Source organism: Sphingobium sp. RC1, assembly GCF_059738765.1.
The window spans coordinates 1548968-1565598 of record NZ_AP027306.1 but is presented as its reverse complement, the minus strand read 5'-3'; the positions used below and the strand labels follow the sequence as shown (position 1 = coordinate 1565598).

Genomic DNA, 16631 nt, shown 5'->3' with positions numbered 1-16631 from the left:
GTTAGAATAGCGCGGGGAGGGAGATGGTTGCAACGGCTTGTGCAGCAATGCCTTCGCGGCGTCCGGCAAAGCCCAGGCGTTCGGTGGTGGTGGCCTTCACGCTGACCCGATCGAGCGGGATGGCTAGCAACTCGCTGATGCGCTGGCGCATGGCATCGCGGTGAGGGCCGATCTTCGGAGCCTCACAGATGATCGTGACGTCGATATGATCGATGCGGCCACCACGGGACGTCACCCGATCTCGCGCATATTCGAGGAATCGGGAGGACGCCGCGCCGCGCCATTGCGGATCGGATGGGGGGAAGTGACTGCCTATGTCCCCTTCGGCAAGAGCACCGAGCATGGCATCGACGATCGCGTGAATTGCGACATCCGCATCGCTATGCCCCGCGAGTCCCTTTTCATGGGGAACCTGAACGCCGCAAAGCCAAAGCTCCTCATCCGCAGCGAGCCGGTGGACATCATAGCCCATGCCGACGCGGGTCGTTCGCTGTGATGCCAGCAGCGCTTCGGCCCGGATGAAATCTTGAGGGTAGGTCAATTTCTCCAACCTTTCGTCGCCGGGAACCAGAATGACGTCATGGCCCGCCTGACGGAGCATCTGGGCATCATCGGTGGCTTCGCGCTTATCGTCCCAATTGCGATGCGCGGTGAGGATGGCGTCGAAGTGAAATGCTTGTGGGGTTTGCACCCGGAAGAGCGCCGATCGATCGACAATGTCGGCTGTGAGGTCGCCCGCTGACCTTACCAATGTGTCGGCGACGGGGAGGGCAGGGATCGCGCCCGGCGCGAAGTCGAGCGCGGCCAGCAGTTGATCGATCATGGAAGCGGACAGGAAAGGGCGGGCAGCATCGTGGATCAACACCCTGTCGGCACCACCGGCGGCAGCGATAGCCTCAAGCCCCGCATGAACGGATCCGCGGCGGCTGTCCGCACCCTGGACGATCGACGTGACCTGGTCTTCGTCAATCAGCGACCGGACTGTTTCCTCCTGCCCGGCGCCGATGACCAGGTAGACCGCACCGACTAGCGGATGAGCCGCCAGCGCTTGAATGGAGTGGGCGATGATGGCCTTGCCCCCAATGTGACGAAATTGCTTGGGTACATCGCCCCCGGCGCGACTGCCTTGGCCAGCTGCAAGTACCAGCGCGGCGACCCTCTGATTGCTCCCTGTCATCGCAGCGCGTGTAGCGAACGGTGGATCGCTCCGCCAGACGGCTTGCTTGCCGCATCGCCGCTTTTCCGCTAAGGGCTGCCTGTTTTTTAGGCAAAGCTGGTGATGCGCATAATTTCCCCCATCTCCGTTGGTCCGGTGACGATCGACATGCCCGTGATCCTGGCGCCGATGACTGGCGTCACGGATATGCCGTTCCGCACGCTGGTGCGCCGTTACGGATCGGGGCTGAACGTGACGGAGATGATCGCGAGCGCGGCGATGATCCGCGAAACCCGGCAGTCTTTGCAGAAGGCGGCCTGGCATCCGGTAGAGGAGCCAGTGTCCATGCAGCTTGCGGGCTGCTCACCACAGGAGATGGCCGAAGCCGCGAAGCTGAATGCGGATCGCGGCGCGGCGATCATCGACATCAACATGGGCTGTCCGGTCAAGAAGGTTGTGAACGGCGATGCGGGCAGCGCTCTGATGCGCGACCTGCCTCTGGCCGCCGCGCTGATCGAGGCGACGGTGAAGGCCGTCGATGTGCCCGTGACCGTCAAGATGCGGATGGGGTGGGATCATGCCAGCCTCAATGCCCCTGAACTGGCGCGGATTGCGCAGGATCTGGGTGCGAAGATGATCACTGTACATGGGCGGACGCGCTGCCAGATGTACAAGGGTAGCGCCGATTGGGCGTTCGTACGGAATGTGAAGGACGCCGTGTCGTTGCCCGTGATTGTCAATGGCGACATCTGCTCGATCGAAGATGCGGAAACGGCGCTGGAGCAAAGCGGGGCGGACGGCGTCATGATCGGCCGTGGCGCCTATGGGCGGCCCTGGCTGATCGGACAGGTGATGCACTGGTTCCGCACGGGGCAGCGTCTTCCCGATCCTTCGCTCGCTGAGCAATATCAGCTGATAACAGAGCATTATCGTGCGATGATCGAGCATTATGACGGCCTTACCGGCGTCAACATGGCTCGCAAGCATATCGGTTGGTATACCAAGGGTCTTACCGGATCGGCGGAGTTTCGTAACGCTGTGAATCAGGAGCCGGATGGCGACGTGGTGCTGGATATGCTGGCGCGCTTTTACGAGCCGCTGATTGCCCCGGACGGAGCGATCGAGACCCGCAAGGCGGCATGACCATGCCACTGACGACCGTCCCGCCGCCCCGGATGCAGCAGGACGGACCATCACCGTCGGAATTGATGATCGCACTCCCCGTGGCGACGTTGATCGTGGCGCCGGACAACAGCATTGCCGATGCGAATGTCCGGGCGGAAACTTTGCTCAACATGGCGCGATCTGCGATCGTGGGAAGCGATGTCACGCGCACGGTTCGGATGGCGGACGCGAGTTCTCGCTTCGACATTTGGCATAGCAGCAAGCCGATAGCCGCTTATGACGTCAAGGTGCATGCGGGGCGAACGGCGGAGATGGAAGTCGATCTGATGATCGCACCGATTGTCGACCATGAAGGGTGGCGGGTGGTGTCGATCCACGCTCAAAGCCATGCGCGGCAGATTGGCCATCGTGGCACTGCGGGCGGCGCGCGATCGGCCATGGGCGCCGCAGCCATATTGGCGCATGAGATCAAGAATCCGCTATCAGGCATCCGTGGCGCAGCACAGCTTTTGGAGTCCGGCAACGATGGACGCGACGCCGTGCTGACCCAGTTGATCTGCAACGAGGTCGATCGGATCGCCGCCCTGATCGATCGTATGCAGGATTTCACGACCGATCACAGGCTGGAATGCCGACCGGGCAACATCTATCCCATGATTGATCGGGCGGCCAACATCGCCGCTGCCGGTTTTGCAAGAAATATAAGAATTATAAAGCGTTATGATCCGTCATTGCCATTTGCGGTCATCAATGGCGATGCGCTTGTGCAGATCATGCTCAACCTGCTGAAAAATGCTGCTGAGGCGCTGGAGGAAGTCGAAGAACCCTGCATCCGCGTTGAAACCGCGTTTCGCCATGGCGTGTCGGTCGTGCTGGGCGATGGAAAGGGCAGCGCGGTATTGCCGATCGAGATACTGGTCATCGACAATGGTCCGGGAGTGCCCGAACATATATTGGATCACCTCTTCAACCCCTTCATCACGGGCAAGCGCGATGGGCAGGGGCTGGGGCTGGCATTGGTGGACAAGCTGGTGCGGGACATGAATGGGTTTGTCCAATATTCACGCGATCCAGACGCGGGCGAATCGACGTTCCGAATCCTGCTTCCCATGGGGATGGGGTCATGACGACCACGGGGTCGATATTGGTCGTCGATGACGATCCCGCCATTTGCATGGTGGTCGGGGAAGCGCTGCGGCGGCAGGGGCATAAGGTAAAGACCGCGTCGTCCATTCGGGAGCGTAGCGCCCTGATCGACAGTTTCGCACCAGATGTGCTCATAACTGACGTCATGCTGCCGGATGGCGATGGTCTGGACGGCGTCGCGGAAATCCTGGGGCGCAGGCCAGACCTTAGCGTGATCATATTGTCGGCGCAGAACACATTGAACACCGCTATTCGCGCCACGGAGAAGGGGGCCTTCGAATATCTCCCCAAGCCGTTCGACCTAAATGAATTGGCGCGGGCGGTCGGTGACGCCCTCGGCATGAACAAGGCCGAGGAGGGCAATCAGGAGGATGGCCTTCCCCACGACGGACTGCCTCTCGTCGGGCGATCTCCCGCCATGCAGGAGGTTTACCGGACGATCGCGCGGGTATTGTCCAATGATCTCAGCATCCTGGTGCTGGGTGAGTCGGGTACGGGGAAAGAACTTGTCGCCGAAGCGATCCATGGGCTGGGGCAGCGCCGTACCAAGCCATTTGTCGCCATCAACATGGCCGCAATCCCACGCGAACTGATCGAGGCCGAACTGTTCGGCTATGAAAAGGGCGCGTTTACGGGAGCCAATGTCCGCACTGCCGGGAAGTTTGAGCAGGCGCAGGGCGGAACCCTGTTCCTCGACGAGATCGGCGACATGCCGATGGAGGCGCAGACGCGCCTGCTCCGGGTCTTGCAATCAGGTGAGGTGACGACGGTCGGTGGGTCGAAGCCGGTGCGGGTGAATGTCCGCATCGTTGCAGCCACGAACAAGGACCTTCCCAAGCTGATCGAGGAAAACAGGTTCCGGGAAGATCTTTATTACCGGCTGAATGTCGTGCCCATCCCCTTGCCTGCCTTGCGCGAACGGCGGGAGGACGTGATCCTGCTCGCAAGGCATTTCCTGGAACGCGCCGCGCAGGAGGGGCTACCCCGAAAGACGTTGTCGGATGATGCCGCGCAATTGCTGATGGCCTATCATTGGCCGGGTAATGTCCGTGAGCTTCAGAACCTGATGCAGAGGCTGGCGGTGCTGAGCCGTGAGACCGTGATCGCGGGGGAGGTGTTGCGCAACAGCTTGCCGCTGGACCTGGTGCCTCCGGATTATGCCGCACCCGCCGATCAACTGGTCCTGGCCGTGCGCGAATGGGCGAAGCGGCAGTTGGGGATCGGCATCGGACAGCCCAACCGCAATCTGCATGATGATATGCTGGCCGTCGTCGAACCGATCCTGTTGCAGGAAACGCTGGCGAGCGCGGATGGTAACCAGATCCGGGCCGCGGGGTTGCTGGGGATCAACCGTAACACGTTGCGCAAGAAGTTGACCGACTATGGTTTGGACCCGCTGCAACTGCGCGTTTCGGACTAAGCCGGGACGAAACGACACAGGTGTTCGGCCAAGGGACAATGTGTCCCAAATACTGTGTTTGATCAGGCACGGCGTTGTTGTAAGAAAGCCACTATGGAAGGTGCAGTGACTCTCTCCACGCGAGGTCGGGCATGGAAGAGATATTTTCCGCCCTTCCTTCGACGTCATCTCGCTCCGCTGGTGGAGGCGGTCACGCTGATGCTGTTCCTTGGAACGGCGGGCATCACCTATTTCCTGTTATCGGGCCAGGGGCAGTCATACACGCTGCTTACGCCGCCGATCGTCGCGTTGCTGCTGGTGGGAAATCTGGTTCCGGCGATCGCGCTGCTCGTGTTGCTTGGACGCCGGGTCGCGAAGCGCCGCGCCGCACAGTCCGCGATAGGCAGTGACGGGCAACTTCACGTCAGGCTGGTGGCCATCTTCTCGATCGTGGCCAGCGTCCCGATGTTGCTGGTCGTCATCTTCGCCTCGCTGTTGTTCCAATATGGCGTGCAATTCTGGTTTTCTGACAGCGCACGCGGGATGTTGCAAAATGCCAGCGATCTCGCTCGCGGCTATTATGAGCAAAATCTTCGCGAGGTGGGCGACGAAACGGTGACCATGGCGAGCGACTTGCGGGATTATCTCGGCCAGTCGAAAGTATCGAGCCCGCGCTTCGCCGAAGGCTATATCTACCAGGTCGTCACGCGAAAACTCAATCGCTCGGCAATCATAGAGGTGGGCAAGGATGGCGTGGCTCGCACCGCTGCGACGGTCGACCCGGATAGCCGACCTGCTTCAGAAATGCTGTCACCCGATGTCGTCAAGAGATTGGAAGCAGGCGAGAATGTTGTTGTTGCAGCGAAGCCAAACCAGATTCAGGCGGTGACGCTGCTCTACCCCGGCGCGAAAATCTATCTTTATGCCACTCGGGATTCCGGTTCGACTGCGTTCAGCAATGTGGAGCGCGCGCAGAAGGTCCTGTCCGACTATGATATCTTCGCGGCCCAATCACGCGCTCTTCAGCTGCGATTTAACGTCGCTCTGTTCGTAGGATCGCTTCTGCTGGTCGGCATAGCGGTCTATATCGCATTGGCGGTTGCGGATTGGATGGTTCGCCCGGTGAATGAATTGGTGACCGCGGCCCGGCGAGTGACGGCAGGTGACTTGTCCGCTCGCGTCACCAGCCCGCAGTCCCGCGATGAAATCGGAACGCTCGCATCTGCCTTCAACAGGATGACCCAGAGGCTGGAGGCGCAGACAGGCGCGCTTGTAGCCGCGAACAGCCAGTTGGATGAACGTCGCGCCTTCATCGAGGCCATCCTCTCAGGCGTTTCCGCAGGCGTATTGTCGGTGGACAGGGAAGGGGTGATCCTGCTTCTCAACAGTTCGGCCGCCGCCATTCTGGTGAAGGACGGCGATGATCCGGTAGGGCGCCCGTTGAGCGCCGTTTCGCCGGAACTGGCGGCCCTTATCGCTTCGGAGGAGGGGGCGGGGATCGTGCAGACGCGCGCGCATGGCGAAGTACGGACCCTGGCAGTCAAAGTGTCCGAAGACGCATCGCGCCATATCCTGACGTTCGACGACATTACGCAGCAGTTGTCCGATCAGCGGCGCGCCGCATGGTCCGACGTGGCTCGTCGGATTGCGCATGAGATCAAGAACCCGCTGACGCCCATCCAGCTCGCGGCGGAGCGCTTGCAGCGCCGCTATGCCGAGGAAGTGACGAGCGACAAGGCGACCTTCACACGCCTGACAGGGACCATCGTCAGACAGGTAGGCGATCTGCGGCGTATCGTGGATGAATTCTCCTCGTTCGCGCGGATGCCCAAACCGGTGTTCCGCCGCGAGGCTGTTGCTGATATAGCCCGTCATGCCCTGTTCCTGCACGAAGTGGCGCATCCCGACGTCAAATTTGAATTCCGTGGTGGGCCGCATGATATGGAACTCGTCTGCGACCGACGACAGCTGGGGCAAGCACTGACCAATATCGTCAAAAATGCCGTGGAGGCTATCGAGCCCAAGCCCGAACCTGCCGAGGGCGGAGCCCGTGGTCATGTTCGCATGACGGTCGGTCAGGAGGACGGCAATCTGCTTATCAAAGTCAGCGATGACGGAATCGGACTTCCGCCGGAGCGGGAGAGGGTGTTGGAACCCTATATGACAACCCGCAGCAAGGGGACCGGCTTGGGGCTCGCCATCGTCAAGAAGATCGTCGAGGAACATATGGGCGAAATCCGCCTGGAAGATGCGGAAGGCGGAGGGACGAGCGTTACGTTGCGCTTCCCCACTGCTGCTCTTGAGAAATTGGAAGAAGGGCAGGTCGTAGCATTGCCCAAGGGAAAAGTGACAGCCAATGGCGCTTGATATTCTGGTAGTCGATGATGAAGAGGACATCCGTGATCTGGTCGCGGGCGTGCTTGAGGATGAGGGCTTTACCACTCGCACTGCTGCCAACAGCGACAGCGCGATAGAGGCGCTGGATACCAGACGTCCTTCGCTGGTCCTGCTGGACGTCTGGCTTCAGGGGTCGACCCTGGATGGTCTGGAATTGCTGGACGTGATCAAACAGCGTGATGCGACCATTCCGGTGCTCATGATTTCGGGGCATGGCAATATCGACACGGCCGTGGCCGCGATCCGTAAGGGCGCGGCGGACTTTATAGAAAAGCCATTCGAAGCCGACCGGTTGCTACATCTGGTTGCGCGCGCCACCGAGACCGAAAGATTGCGGCGAGAAAATCAGGTCCTGCGTGCCCGGTTTGGGCAGGATGACGAACTGACGGGCACTTCGGCCGCAATCAATGCGGTGCGGGCGACGATAAAGAAGGTCGCCGGAACGGGCAGCCGTGTGCTGATTTCGGGTCCTGCGGGCGTGGGCAAAGAAGTGGCGGCGCGCATGCTTCACAGCTGGAGCGGGAGGGCCGATGCGCCCTTCATCATCGTCGCGGCGGCGCGAATGGACCCCGACCGGGTCGAAGAGGAACTGTTTGGCGTCGAAGACCCCAGCGGCCTTGTGCGTCCCGGCTATCTTGAGCAGGCGCATGGCGGCACGCTTTACCTTGACGAGATCGCAGACATGCCCGTCACGACGCAGGGCAAGATATTGCGGGTTCTGACGGATCAGAGCTTCACGCGCGTGGGCGGGCAACGGCAGGTGAAGGTGGACGTACGCGTCATCTCTTCGACGGCGCGGGACCTGGCAGCAGAAATCGAGGAGCGGCGGTTCCGGGAAGACTTGTTCTATCGTCTGAACGTTGTTCCCCTCGTCATCCCTTCCTTGTCGGAACGGCGAGATGACATTCCTCCGCTGGTCGAGCATTATCTCGCACGTTTCGCGGCCGAACGGCGGGTGCCGTCGCCCGAGATCGCCAGTGATGCCATGGCCGCGCTTCAGGCGAACGAATGGCCCGGCAACGTTCGCCAGCTGCGCAACGTCATCGAGCGGACAATGATCCTTGCTCCGGGCGAGCGGATAGGGCGGATCGAGCTGGACATGCTGCCTAGCGAGCTTTCCAGTAATGGCGCCGGTGAAGGGATGGGTCAGTCCGCGATCATGGGGGCGCCGTTGCGGGAAGCGCGGGAAAGTTTTGAACGCGAATATCTGCGCATTCAGATCAGGCGATTTTCCGGCAACATATCCCGAACGGCCACTTTCATCGGCATGGAACGATCTGCATTGCACCGCAAGCTCAAGCTGCTTGGGATAACGGATGGAAAAGACAATTGATGCAAGGGGATGAGCCATAGCCCATCTGGGGCATGGACGCCCCTTCGCAATTGCGGTAGCTTTCTGATTGCCCCCGGTGAGCGGGGGCGGGCAAGACACCCTGCCCAGGGGTGCAAGAGCGGGTAACGTCCCGCCAATAAGGTGAAGACCATGGCAGAAAAACTCAATAATCTTCAGGACATATTCCTGAACAACCTTCGCAAGAGCAAGACGCCTGTGACCATGTTCCTGGTAAAAGGCGTGAAGCTGCAAGGGATCATCACCTGGTTCGACAACTTTTCCGTTTTGTTGCGGCGCGACGGGCAATCGCAGCTTGTCTACAAGCACGCGATTTCCACGGTGATGCCTGCTCAGTCGATGGACCTGACGGACCTTCGCAAGGCGAGCGACGGCAATTCAAAGCCCAAGCTGCTTCAGGAAATATTCCTGAGCGCCGTCCGCAAGTCCGGTAGCCCCGTCACCATGTTCCTGGTCAACGGCGTGATGTTGCAGGGCGAGATCGCTGCATTCGATCTTTTCTGCATGTTGCTGGAACGCGACGGCATGGTGCAGCTTGTCTACAAGCACGCCATCTCCACTGTCCAACCTCTCCATGTGCTCGACCTGAGCGGCGAAGGCGAGGGCGAGGATTGATCAATCTATTTCGGTACGGCCCGCCTTCTGATGAGGCGGGTCGGCGCCTGATGCGTTAGGCGCTTATGGCCGTCTTCAACCGGGACTCTGCCGACGAAGTATCGCGCGGCGCGCGGGCCGTGGTCGTGCGCGCTGACACTCATGGAGTGGAACGGCGCGACAGTGATGCCCGGCTGGAGGAGGCGAAGGGCCTCGCTCTGGCGATAGGGATCGACGTACGCGCGGCGCAGGCGTTTCGCGTGCGTGATCGGAAGCCCGCAACGCTGTTCGGAAGTGGCCAGGTCGATCAGATCGCGACCCTGGCGCGGATGGAAGAAGCCGAACTGGTCATTATCGACAACGCTTTGAGCCCGGTTCAACAGAGCAATCTTGAAAAGGCTACTGAAGCCAAGGTGATCGACCGAACGGGGTTGATCCTCGAAATCTTCGGCGAACGCGCGGCCACCAATGAAGGACGCCTTCAGGTCGAACTGGCCCATCTTGATTATCAGGCGGGCAGGCTGGTGCGCAGCTGGACCCACCTTGAACGGCAGCGCGGCGGCTTTGGGTTCCTGGGTGGTCCCGGCGAAACGCAGATCGAGGCCGACCGGCGGATGATCCGGGATCGCATGGCGAAGATCAGGCGTGAACTTGACCAGGTGACCCGTACGCGCAGCTTGCATCGGGCGCGGCGGCAAAGAGCTCCTTGGCCGGTGATCGCGCTCGTCGGCTATACCAATGCTGGAAAGTCCACGCTTTTCAACCGCATGACGGGCGCCGATGTCATGGCGGAAGATTTGCTGTTTGCGACGCTGGACCCGACCATGCGCCAGATCGCATTACCGGGATTGGACAAGGCGATCCTGTCGGACACGGTCGGTTTTGTGTCGGATCTTCCCACGCAACTGATCGCGGCGTTTCGCGCCACGCTGGAAGAAGTTCTGTCTGCTGACCTCATTATACATGTCCGCGACATCGCCCATCCTGATAGCGAGGCGCAGCGCGATGATGTGCTGGATGTGCTGAGTGAGCTTGGTGTTGCGGGTGAGGGCGCTCTTGAGGGCGGAGCAGGGGACGACGCCCCTCCGATTATCGAGGCGTGGAATAAACTTGATCTGCTGGGTGAGGAAGAAGCTGCGCAACTTCGGGAAATCGTGGAGCGGCGCGGGGATGTCGTGATCCTTTCCGCCCTGACCGGAGATGGCGTGGATGATCTGCAACGATGCATAAGCGCCAGACTGACTGCTGGGGCGCAAATCCATCAACTTCGGGTGCCGTTGGCGGATGGCGCTGCCGTTGCCTGGCTGCACGAGCATGGTGAAGTGATAGAAAGCGAAACGGTGGATAGCGAGCTTGTGGTCAAGGTTCGGCTGTCTGACTCCGCCCTTGCTCGTTTCAGCAAACGCGCGGCTTCTTGATCGGTTACCGGCAGGCCAATTCGCGTTTGGCCTGCTGCCAGAGAGCTTCCTTTCCATCGAGGTCGAGGCTCTGAAATCCATTGCCCGCGGTCTGTTCCATGACGCGGAAGCGGGCTTCGAATTTCGCGTTGGCGGCCCGTAGCGCGGCTTCCGGATCGACCCTCAGATGCCGGGCCAGGTTGACCACGGCGAACAGCAGGTCGCCGACCTCCTCCTGATGTTCTTCGGGCGATGTGGCGTCGTGAACTTCCTGCAATTCCTCTTCAATCTTCGCGACTACACCTTGGGTGTCGGGCCAGTCGAAGCCGGTGCGGGCGGCGCGCTTCTGGAGCTTTTCGGCGCGGAGTAGTGCGGGGAGCGCGTTGGCAACGCCAGCGAGAGCGCTGCTGTCGGGTTCCCTGGCAGCGCGTTCGGCTGCTTTGATCGCTTCCCATTGGGCATGGCCATGTTCGCGTTCGGCACCTTCGCCGAAGATGTGCGGATGGCGGCGGATCATCTTGTCGGTGACGCCGTCGATGACGTCCTGAAGATTGAAGTGTCCGGCTTGTTCGGCCATCCGGCTGTGGAAGGCTACCTGTAGCAGGAGGTCGCCGAGTTCGTCGCAGAGCGCGGACATGTCGTTACGTTCGATCGCGTCGGCGACTTCATAGGCTTCCTCGATCGTGTAGGGAGCGATGCTGGCAAAATCCTGTTGGATGTCCCAAGGACATCCGGTGTCAGGATCGCGGAGCCGGGCCATAACGTTGGCGAGCGGCATGATGTCGGCGGGGCTCGCTTTGGTGCTGGATGACATGGGGGTCCTGAAATCGAGAAGGAAGTGGCGAGAAGATAGAGTTTTGGTTGGGGGAAGGCCATCCATTCTGGACTGATGCTTGTGCGATAATATATATTATGTTAAATATCGATTGAGGTGACCCTTTGCGGCGTGGCGAAGAGAGGTAATGAAGGATCGCCGATCGGTTCGGCATTTCCCCGTTTCAGTCCTCCCGGATTTGGCTGTGGCGACGGGTGTCGGGCATTTTGATGTAGATGATCAGCGATATGGCGATCATGACGCTTACATAGATGTAAAATGCCTGTTCGATGCCGATCTGCTTGAAATAGAGCGCGACGAATTCGGCCGTGCCGCCGAACAATGTGTTCGCCAAGGCATATGGCAGCGCGACGCCTAGGGCGCGGATATGGGCCGGGAAAAGCTCCGCCTTCACGACGGCGTTGATCGATGTGTAGCCGGTGACGATGATCAGGCCCGCCATCACCAGCAGGCCCGCAACGAGTGGATCGCGAGTTACGGCGAGCGTCGCAAATATCGGATAGGTGAACAGCAGGCCCAGTACGCCGAATCCGATCATCAACGGCTTACGCCCGATCCGGTCTGAGAGCGCGCCCGCGATCGGCTGCAGAGCCATGAAAAAGAACAAGGTTATCCCATTGATCTGTGACGCTGTTTCCCGGCTGAGGCCCGACGTGTTCACCAGGAATTTCTGCATATAGATCGAATAGGCATAGAAGGCGATCGTACCGCCCGCGGTGAGCAGCATCACGGTCAGCGTTTCGCGAGGATGCTTTGTCACGAGTTCGACAAAGCCGGATCGCGGTGCTCCTTCGGCTCTCGCCGCATGGAAGCTTTGCGTTTCACTGAGTCCACGGCGGAGCCAGAAGACGATCACGGCAAGGGCGCCGCCAATCAGGAAAGGTATCCGCCACCCCCAGTCGTCAAGCTGCGCAGTGGTCAGCACACCCTGAAGAACAAGCAGCACGCAAATTGCCACAAGTTGTCCGGCGATTAACGTAACATATTGAAAGCTTGAAAAGAAACCGCGCCGATCACGTCCCGCCATTTCAGACAGATAGGTTGCGCTGGCCCCATATTCGCCGCCGATCGAAAGACCCTGCATCAGGCGGGCAAGGACGAGCAGCAGGGGCGCTCCTACCCCGATCACATCATAGCCGGGCGTCACCGCAATGAGCAGCGAACCCGCGCACATGAGAGCAACGGACAAGGTAAGCCCGCTTTTGCGTCCATGCCGGTCGGAATAAATGCCCATCAACCAGGCGCCGACAGGGCGCATCAGGAAGCCCACCGCGAATATCCCGGCGGCGCTCAAAAGCTGTGCCGTGCGATCTTCGCTAGGGAAGAAATGCGGCGCGAAATAGAGTGTGAAGGCGGCATAGGCGTACCAGTCATACCATTCCACCAGATTGCCGGTGGAACCGCCGACGATTGCCTTTAGCCTTTCGCGCTGGGTCGGTGCGCGCAGCGCCAAGGTTGCCGTCATGGATTGAGCACCATCTCGCCATTTTCGACGCCCCAGCTTTTGAGCCGGGACAGCATGTTCATCCCTATGACGTTCACCTCACCAAAAGCGGGCGATATGACGATGGGCAGGTCGCTCGACCGGATCGGGCCGATGGCCAAAGTGGAGATGGAGGAACGCTTGGCGTCAATCTGGCCGTTCGCGGTCATCATCGACACGCCCGGAGCGCTCAGGTCAAAATTGAGCCCGGCCTCACGCGCGGAGGGGACGGAAAGCGCTGTTATGCTGGCGCCGCTGTCTATGAGGAAGCGGGTGGCAGTGCCGTTGACTGTTCCTTCGACCCAGAAATGGCCATCAGGTGCCATGGGAATGCGAAGCGCCTGACCTTCGGCGCGGGCGGGAGGCGGTGTTGGCGGAGCTTCTTTCGAGACTGGCCCTGCCCCTTCCACAGCCATTCGGGTGGAGAAAAGTCCGGCTTTCTCACCAATTTTGAACAATCCCAGCAGGGCAGCGAATATGGCGACCCAGACCAGTGCGAGGCGGAGCATGCCAGCCATGGGCATGCGGCGAGCCAGCAGGGCCGAGCCGACGAGAACAAGCGCGAGCACATACCAGATGCTGGAAGCCGCCTGATCCCCATTCATGCCGTCAGCCCCCATCCCCGTTCAGTTCGATGCACATGCCATCATAGCCGGGCTCCACGCCATCCGGCAGCGTTTTCAACAGAGCCGCATAGTCCATGCTCTGATCCATATGCGTAAGGACGGCGCGGCGCGGACGGGTGGCCGAGATGCCGTCGAGGGTAAGGGCCAGGTGTGGATGGGTCGGATGCGGCTTTTCGCGGAGGGCATCGACAACCCAGACGTCCAACCCGTCGTAAAGACTGATCATGTCGGCCGTAAGATCATGAAAATCAGTGGCATAGCCTATCGAACTACCATCCGATGTGAAGCGAAAGCCGGTCGAGTAAATCTCGCCATGTGGTTGGTCTGTGCAGGCGATGTCGATGTCACCGATGCGCAGGCCATCGGGCAGCACATGCGGCTCTATGGTCGGATGATAGCCCTGCCGTCCTTCAAAGGCGTAGGCGAAGCGCTCCTTCAGGAGTTTGAGCGTCTGGCGGCGGGCATAGCCCGGGACGGGCGTGCGGCGATGGTGGTAAAGCTGGCGTACGTCATCGATGCCATGACAGTGATCGGCATGATCGTGGGTCCAGAGAATGGCGTCGATATGGATGACATCGGCGGCCAGCAGTTGGACGCGCATGTCGGGGGACGTATCGATAAGGAGGCGCGTTGTGGGGCTTTCCACCAGGATCGAGGCTCGTGTCCGCCGGTTCTTCGGCTCTTTCGGATCGCAGCTGCCCCAGTCATTGCCGATCCGGGGGACGCCCGAAGAGGTGCCACAGCCCAGGATGGTGAGCTTAAGGCTCATGCCTTTTGCGCTGCTCCGGTCTTGCTGAACAAGGTGCGAAAGTTTGCTGAGGTTGCGGCGGCCAGTTGCTCCACGCCCTCGCCGCGCAGGTTTGCCAGGAAGCGCGCGGTGTCGGCGACGAAGGCTGGTTCGCAGGACTTGCCACGGTGGGGGACGGGCGCGAGGAAGGGGGAGTCCGTTTCAACCAGCAGTCGGTCGAGCGGCAGACGGGCAGCGGTTTCCTGAAGATCCTTTGCGCTTTTGAAGGTCACGATGCCCGAAATGCTGATGTAGAAGCCGAGGTCCAACGCGGCATCGGCAAAGGCTCCGCTGGCGGTGAAGCAGTGGATGACGCCGGGATAGGCGCCCTGCCCCATTTCCTCGCACAGGATGGCGAGCGTATCCTCCTCCGCATCGCGGGTGTGGACGATCAGCGGCAGGCCAGTGGCGCGGGATGCGGCGATATGGGCGCGGAAGCTGCTTTGCTGCCGGGCGCGGTCGCTATGATCATAATAATAGTCGAGGCCGGTTTCCCCGATGCCGACCACGCGAGGGTGGGCGGCGCGTTCGATCAGCTTGGCCGTGTCGATGTGGGGATGTTCGTCGGCCTCATGGGGGTGGATGCCGACGGTGGCGTAGACATCGGGTTGCTGTTCGGCTGTCGCGAGAACGGCGTCCCATTCGCTTTCGCGGGTCGCGATGTTGAGCATCAGGTCGATGCCAGCGGAGCGCGCGCGTTCAAGCACATTCTGCTGATCTTCGACCAAGCCTTTGTAATTCAAGTGGCAATGGCTGTCGATCAACATGGATCAGGTGTCCGCTTCGGTGAGTTCGAGGCGTGGGAAGAGTGGCTTGGGCGCGCTGAGGGTGAAGCCGCTGGCGCGGAGATCGGCGTAGGCGCTGCTGCCGATCGCTTCGAAGGTCCGGCTCGTCTGTGGAACGCCCATCTGGTCGAGCAGCGCGGTGGCGCTGGCGGGGATCACGGGCTGGATGATGATGGCAAGGTTGGCGATGGCTTCGTACAGCGTCGCCAACACAGCTTCCATCCGCGCCGGGTCGGTCTTGCGCAAGGCCCAGGGCGCCTGCGCGTCGATATAGGCGTTGCAGGCGAATACGGCGCGCATCCATGCTTCGATCGCGGTCGAGGGCGCGAGATCGGCCATGGCGGTCTGGAACGTCTGGGCGGCGTCGCTGATGGTTTTCAGCAGATCGCTGTCCACATCCTGCGGCGCGGGTTCAGGCAGGCGGCCTTCAAGATTCTTGGCGATGAAGCTCAGGGTCCGCTGCGCCAGATTGCCGAAGCTGTTGGCAAGATCGCTGTTCGAACGGGCGACGATCGCCTCAGCACTGTAGCTGCCGTCGTTGCCGAAAGTGACTTCGGACAGGAGGAAATAGCGGAGCTGGTCCACGCCGAAGCGCTCGGCCAATTCCATCGGATCGGCGACGTTGCCGACTGACTTCGACATCTTCTCTCCCCGGTTGAGGAGGAAGCCGTGGCCGAAGATGTGCTTGGGCAGGGGAAGCTTCGCACTCATCAGGAATGCTGGCCAATAAACGGTATGAAAACGGACGATATCTTTACCGATAATGTGCGTTATGTCGCCGCCTTCGGACCAGTAGCGCGCCATGCGTTCGGCGTCGTCGGGATAGCCGCAGCCGGTCAAATAATTGGTGAGCGCATCGACCCAGACATACATGACATGGCCGTCGCTTCCGGGAACCTTGACGCCCCAGTCGAAGCTGGTGCGCGAGACGCTGAGGTCTGACAGGCCGCCCTCCACGAAGCGCATGATTTCGTTGCGGCGGCTGTCCGGCTGAATGAAGTCGGGCTGGCTGTTGTAGAGGTCGAGCAGCTTTTGCTGATAGGCGGACAGGCGGAAGAACCAGCTTTCCTCGACCGTCCATTCGACCGGCGTGCCCTGGGGCGAGAGCTTTTCGTCCCCTTCCCCTTCGACCAGTTCCTTTTCGTCGTAAAAGGCTTCGTCACGGACGGAGTACCAGCCTTCATAGCGGCCCAGATAAAGGTCGCCATTGGCCTCCATCGCTTGCCAAATGGCTTGTGATGCGCGGTGATGGTCAGGCTCGCTGGTGCGGATGAACCGATCATAGCTGATGTTCAGCCTGTCGTTCATATCTTTGAAATATCCGGACATTTCGTCAGCCAGCGCACGCGGTTCGATGCCGCGCGTGCGGGCCGCCTGATCCATTTTCAGGCCATGCTCGTCAGTCCCCGTTTGAAAGAAGACGTCGCGGCCCATCATTCGCTGGAACCGGGCGATCGCGTCGGTGGCGATCACCTCATAGGCGTGGCCGATATGGGGGCGGCCGTTGGGATAGCTGATGGCGGTGGTGATGGTGTAGGGCTGCGACATGC

14 protein-coding genes are annotated in these 16631 nt (G+C 60.5%); 7 read left to right on the top strand and 7 right to left on the bottom strand.

All coding sequences use genetic code 11. The annotated features are described in order from the left end of the window. Position 1: 1 nt before the first annotated feature. Positions 2-1177 (bottom strand): bifunctional 2-C-methyl-D-erythritol 4-phosphate cytidylyltransferase/2-C-methyl-D-erythritol 2,4-cyclodiphosphate synthase, encoded by a 1176-nt coding sequence (locus AC6JBC_RS07655; protein WP_498023703.1) that lies wholly within the window; start codon positions 1175-1177, stop codon positions 2-4. 102 nt (positions 1178-1279) lie between these two features. Between AC6JBC_RS07655 and dusB the strand changes: the two genes are divergently transcribed. From dusB to hflX, 7 genes are all read left to right on the top strand, one after another. Next, a complete protein-coding gene (gene dusB / locus AC6JBC_RS07650; protein ID WP_464788795.1) occupies positions 1280-2299 on the top strand; it encodes a tRNA dihydrouridine synthase DusB in 1020 nt (339 codons plus the stop codon). Next, the gene (locus AC6JBC_RS07645) at positions 2296-3408 is read left to right on the top strand and encodes a two-component system sensor histidine kinase NtrB (protein ID WP_498023702.1); all 1113 of its coding nucleotides are present in this window, start codon (positions 2296-2298) and stop codon (positions 3406-3408) included. Before dusB ends, AC6JBC_RS07645 begins: the two co-directional genes overlap by 4 nt. Beyond that, complete coding sequence (gene ntrC, locus AC6JBC_RS07640) at positions 3405-4847, top strand: nitrogen regulation protein NR(I) (protein WP_498023701.1); 1443 nt, start codon at positions 3405-3407, stop codon at positions 4845-4847. The genes AC6JBC_RS07645 and ntrC overlap by 4 nt, the downstream gene beginning before the upstream one ends. 93 nt (positions 4848-4940) lie before the next feature. Next, entirely contained in the window at positions 4941-7193 is a 2253-nt protein-coding gene (locus tag AC6JBC_RS07635) for a sensor histidine kinase (protein ID WP_498023700.1), read from the top strand. Then, positions 7183-8556: a nitrogen assimilation response regulator NtrX gene (gene ntrX / locus AC6JBC_RS07630; protein WP_196226096.1), complete on the top strand. Its 1374-nt coding sequence runs from the start codon at positions 7183-7185 to the stop codon at positions 8554-8556. The genes AC6JBC_RS07635 and ntrX overlap by 11 nt, the downstream gene beginning before the upstream one ends. A gap of 141 nt (positions 8557-8697) precedes the next feature. After that, complete coding sequence (gene hfq / locus AC6JBC_RS07625) at positions 8698-9189, top strand: RNA chaperone Hfq (protein WP_498023699.1); 492 nt, start codon at positions 8698-8700, stop codon at positions 9187-9189. A gap of 65 nt (positions 9190-9254) precedes the next feature. Beyond that, on the top strand, positions 9255-10586 hold the full coding sequence (gene hflX, locus AC6JBC_RS07620) for a GTPase HflX (RefSeq protein ID WP_498023698.1): 1332 nt from the start codon (positions 9255-9257) through the stop codon (positions 10584-10586). Between the two features lie 4 nt (positions 10587-10590). On the opposite strand, the gene mazG is transcribed toward hflX, so the two are convergent. The 6 genes from mazG to metG form a co-directional block, all read right to left on the bottom strand. Beyond that, complete coding sequence (mazG, locus tag AC6JBC_RS07615; RefSeq protein WP_498023697.1) at positions 10591-11379, bottom strand: nucleoside triphosphate pyrophosphohydrolase; 789 nt, start codon at positions 11377-11379, stop codon at positions 10591-10593. 184 nt (positions 11380-11563) lie between these two features. Beyond that, entirely contained in the window at positions 11564-12865 is a 1302-nt protein-coding gene (locus tag AC6JBC_RS07610) for an MFS transporter (protein ID WP_498023696.1), read from the bottom strand. Continuing rightward, a complete protein-coding gene (locus tag AC6JBC_RS07605) occupies positions 12862-13488 on the bottom strand; it encodes a retropepsin-like aspartic protease family protein (RefSeq protein WP_498023695.1) in 627 nt (208 codons plus the stop codon). The genes AC6JBC_RS07610 and AC6JBC_RS07605 overlap by 4 nt, the downstream gene beginning before the upstream one ends. 4 nt (positions 13489-13492) lie before the next feature. Then, a complete protein-coding gene (locus tag AC6JBC_RS07600) occupies positions 13493-14278 on the bottom strand; it encodes an MBL fold metallo-hydrolase (RefSeq protein WP_498023694.1) in 786 nt (261 codons plus the stop codon). After that, positions 14275-15063, bottom strand: a complete 789-nt coding sequence (locus tag AC6JBC_RS07595; RefSeq protein WP_498023693.1) for a TatD family hydrolase — start codon at positions 15061-15063, stop codon at positions 14275-14277. The genes AC6JBC_RS07600 and AC6JBC_RS07595 overlap by 4 nt, the downstream gene beginning before the upstream one ends. Before the next feature lie 3 nt (positions 15064-15066). Beyond that, positions 15067-16629: a methionine--tRNA ligase gene (gene metG / locus AC6JBC_RS07590; RefSeq protein WP_498023692.1), complete on the bottom strand. Its 1563-nt coding sequence runs from the start codon at positions 16627-16629 to the stop codon at positions 15067-15069. Between the last annotated feature and the right edge of the window lie 2 nt (positions 16630-16631).

Excerpts from the sequence above, each read along its gene's own strand:
- AC6JBC_RS07605 (WP_498023695.1), bottom strand. The coding sequence starts at position 13,488 with ATGAATGGGGATCAGGCGGCTTCCAGCATCTGGTATGTGCTCGCGCTT.
- hflX (WP_498023698.1), top strand. The coding sequence starts at position 9,255 with ATGGCCGTCTTCAACCGGGACTCTGCCGACGAAGTATCGCGCGGCGCG.
- AC6JBC_RS07600 (WP_498023694.1), bottom strand. The coding sequence starts at position 14,278 with ATGAGCCTTAAGCTCACCATCCTGGGCTGTGGCACCTCTTCGGGCGTC.
- ntrX (WP_196226096.1), top strand. The coding sequence starts at position 7,183 with ATGGCGCTTGATATTCTGGTAGTCGATGATGAAGAGGACATCCGTGAT.
- AC6JBC_RS07635 (WP_498023700.1), top strand. The coding sequence starts at position 4,941 with ATGGAAGGTGCAGTGACTCTCTCCACGCGAGGTCGGGCATGGAAGAGA.
- dusB (WP_464788795.1), top strand. The coding sequence starts at position 1,280 with ATGCGCATAATTTCCCCCATCTCCGTTGGTCCGGTGACGATCGACATG.
- metG (WP_498023692.1), bottom strand. The coding sequence starts at position 16,629 with ATGTCGCAGCCCTACACCATCACCACCGCCATCAGCTATCCCAACGGC.
- AC6JBC_RS07645 (WP_498023702.1), top strand. The coding sequence starts at position 2,296 with ATGACCATGCCACTGACGACCGTCCCGCCGCCCCGGATGCAGCAGGAC.
- mazG (WP_498023697.1), bottom strand. The coding sequence starts at position 11,379 with ATGTCATCCAGCACCAAAGCGAGCCCCGCCGACATCATGCCGCTCGCC.
- AC6JBC_RS07655 (WP_498023703.1), bottom strand. The coding sequence starts at position 1,177 with ATGACAGGGAGCAATCAGAGGGTCGCCGCGCTGGTACTTGCAGCTGGC.
- AC6JBC_RS07610 (WP_498023696.1), bottom strand. The coding sequence starts at position 12,865 with ATGACGGCAACCTTGGCGCTGCGCGCACCGACCCAGCGCGAAAGGCTA.
- AC6JBC_RS07595 (WP_498023693.1), bottom strand. The coding sequence starts at position 15,063 with ATGTTGATCGACAGCCATTGCCACTTGAATTACAAAGGCTTGGTCGAA.
- ntrC (WP_498023701.1), top strand. The coding sequence starts at position 3,405 with ATGACGACCACGGGGTCGATATTGGTCGTCGATGACGATCCCGCCATT.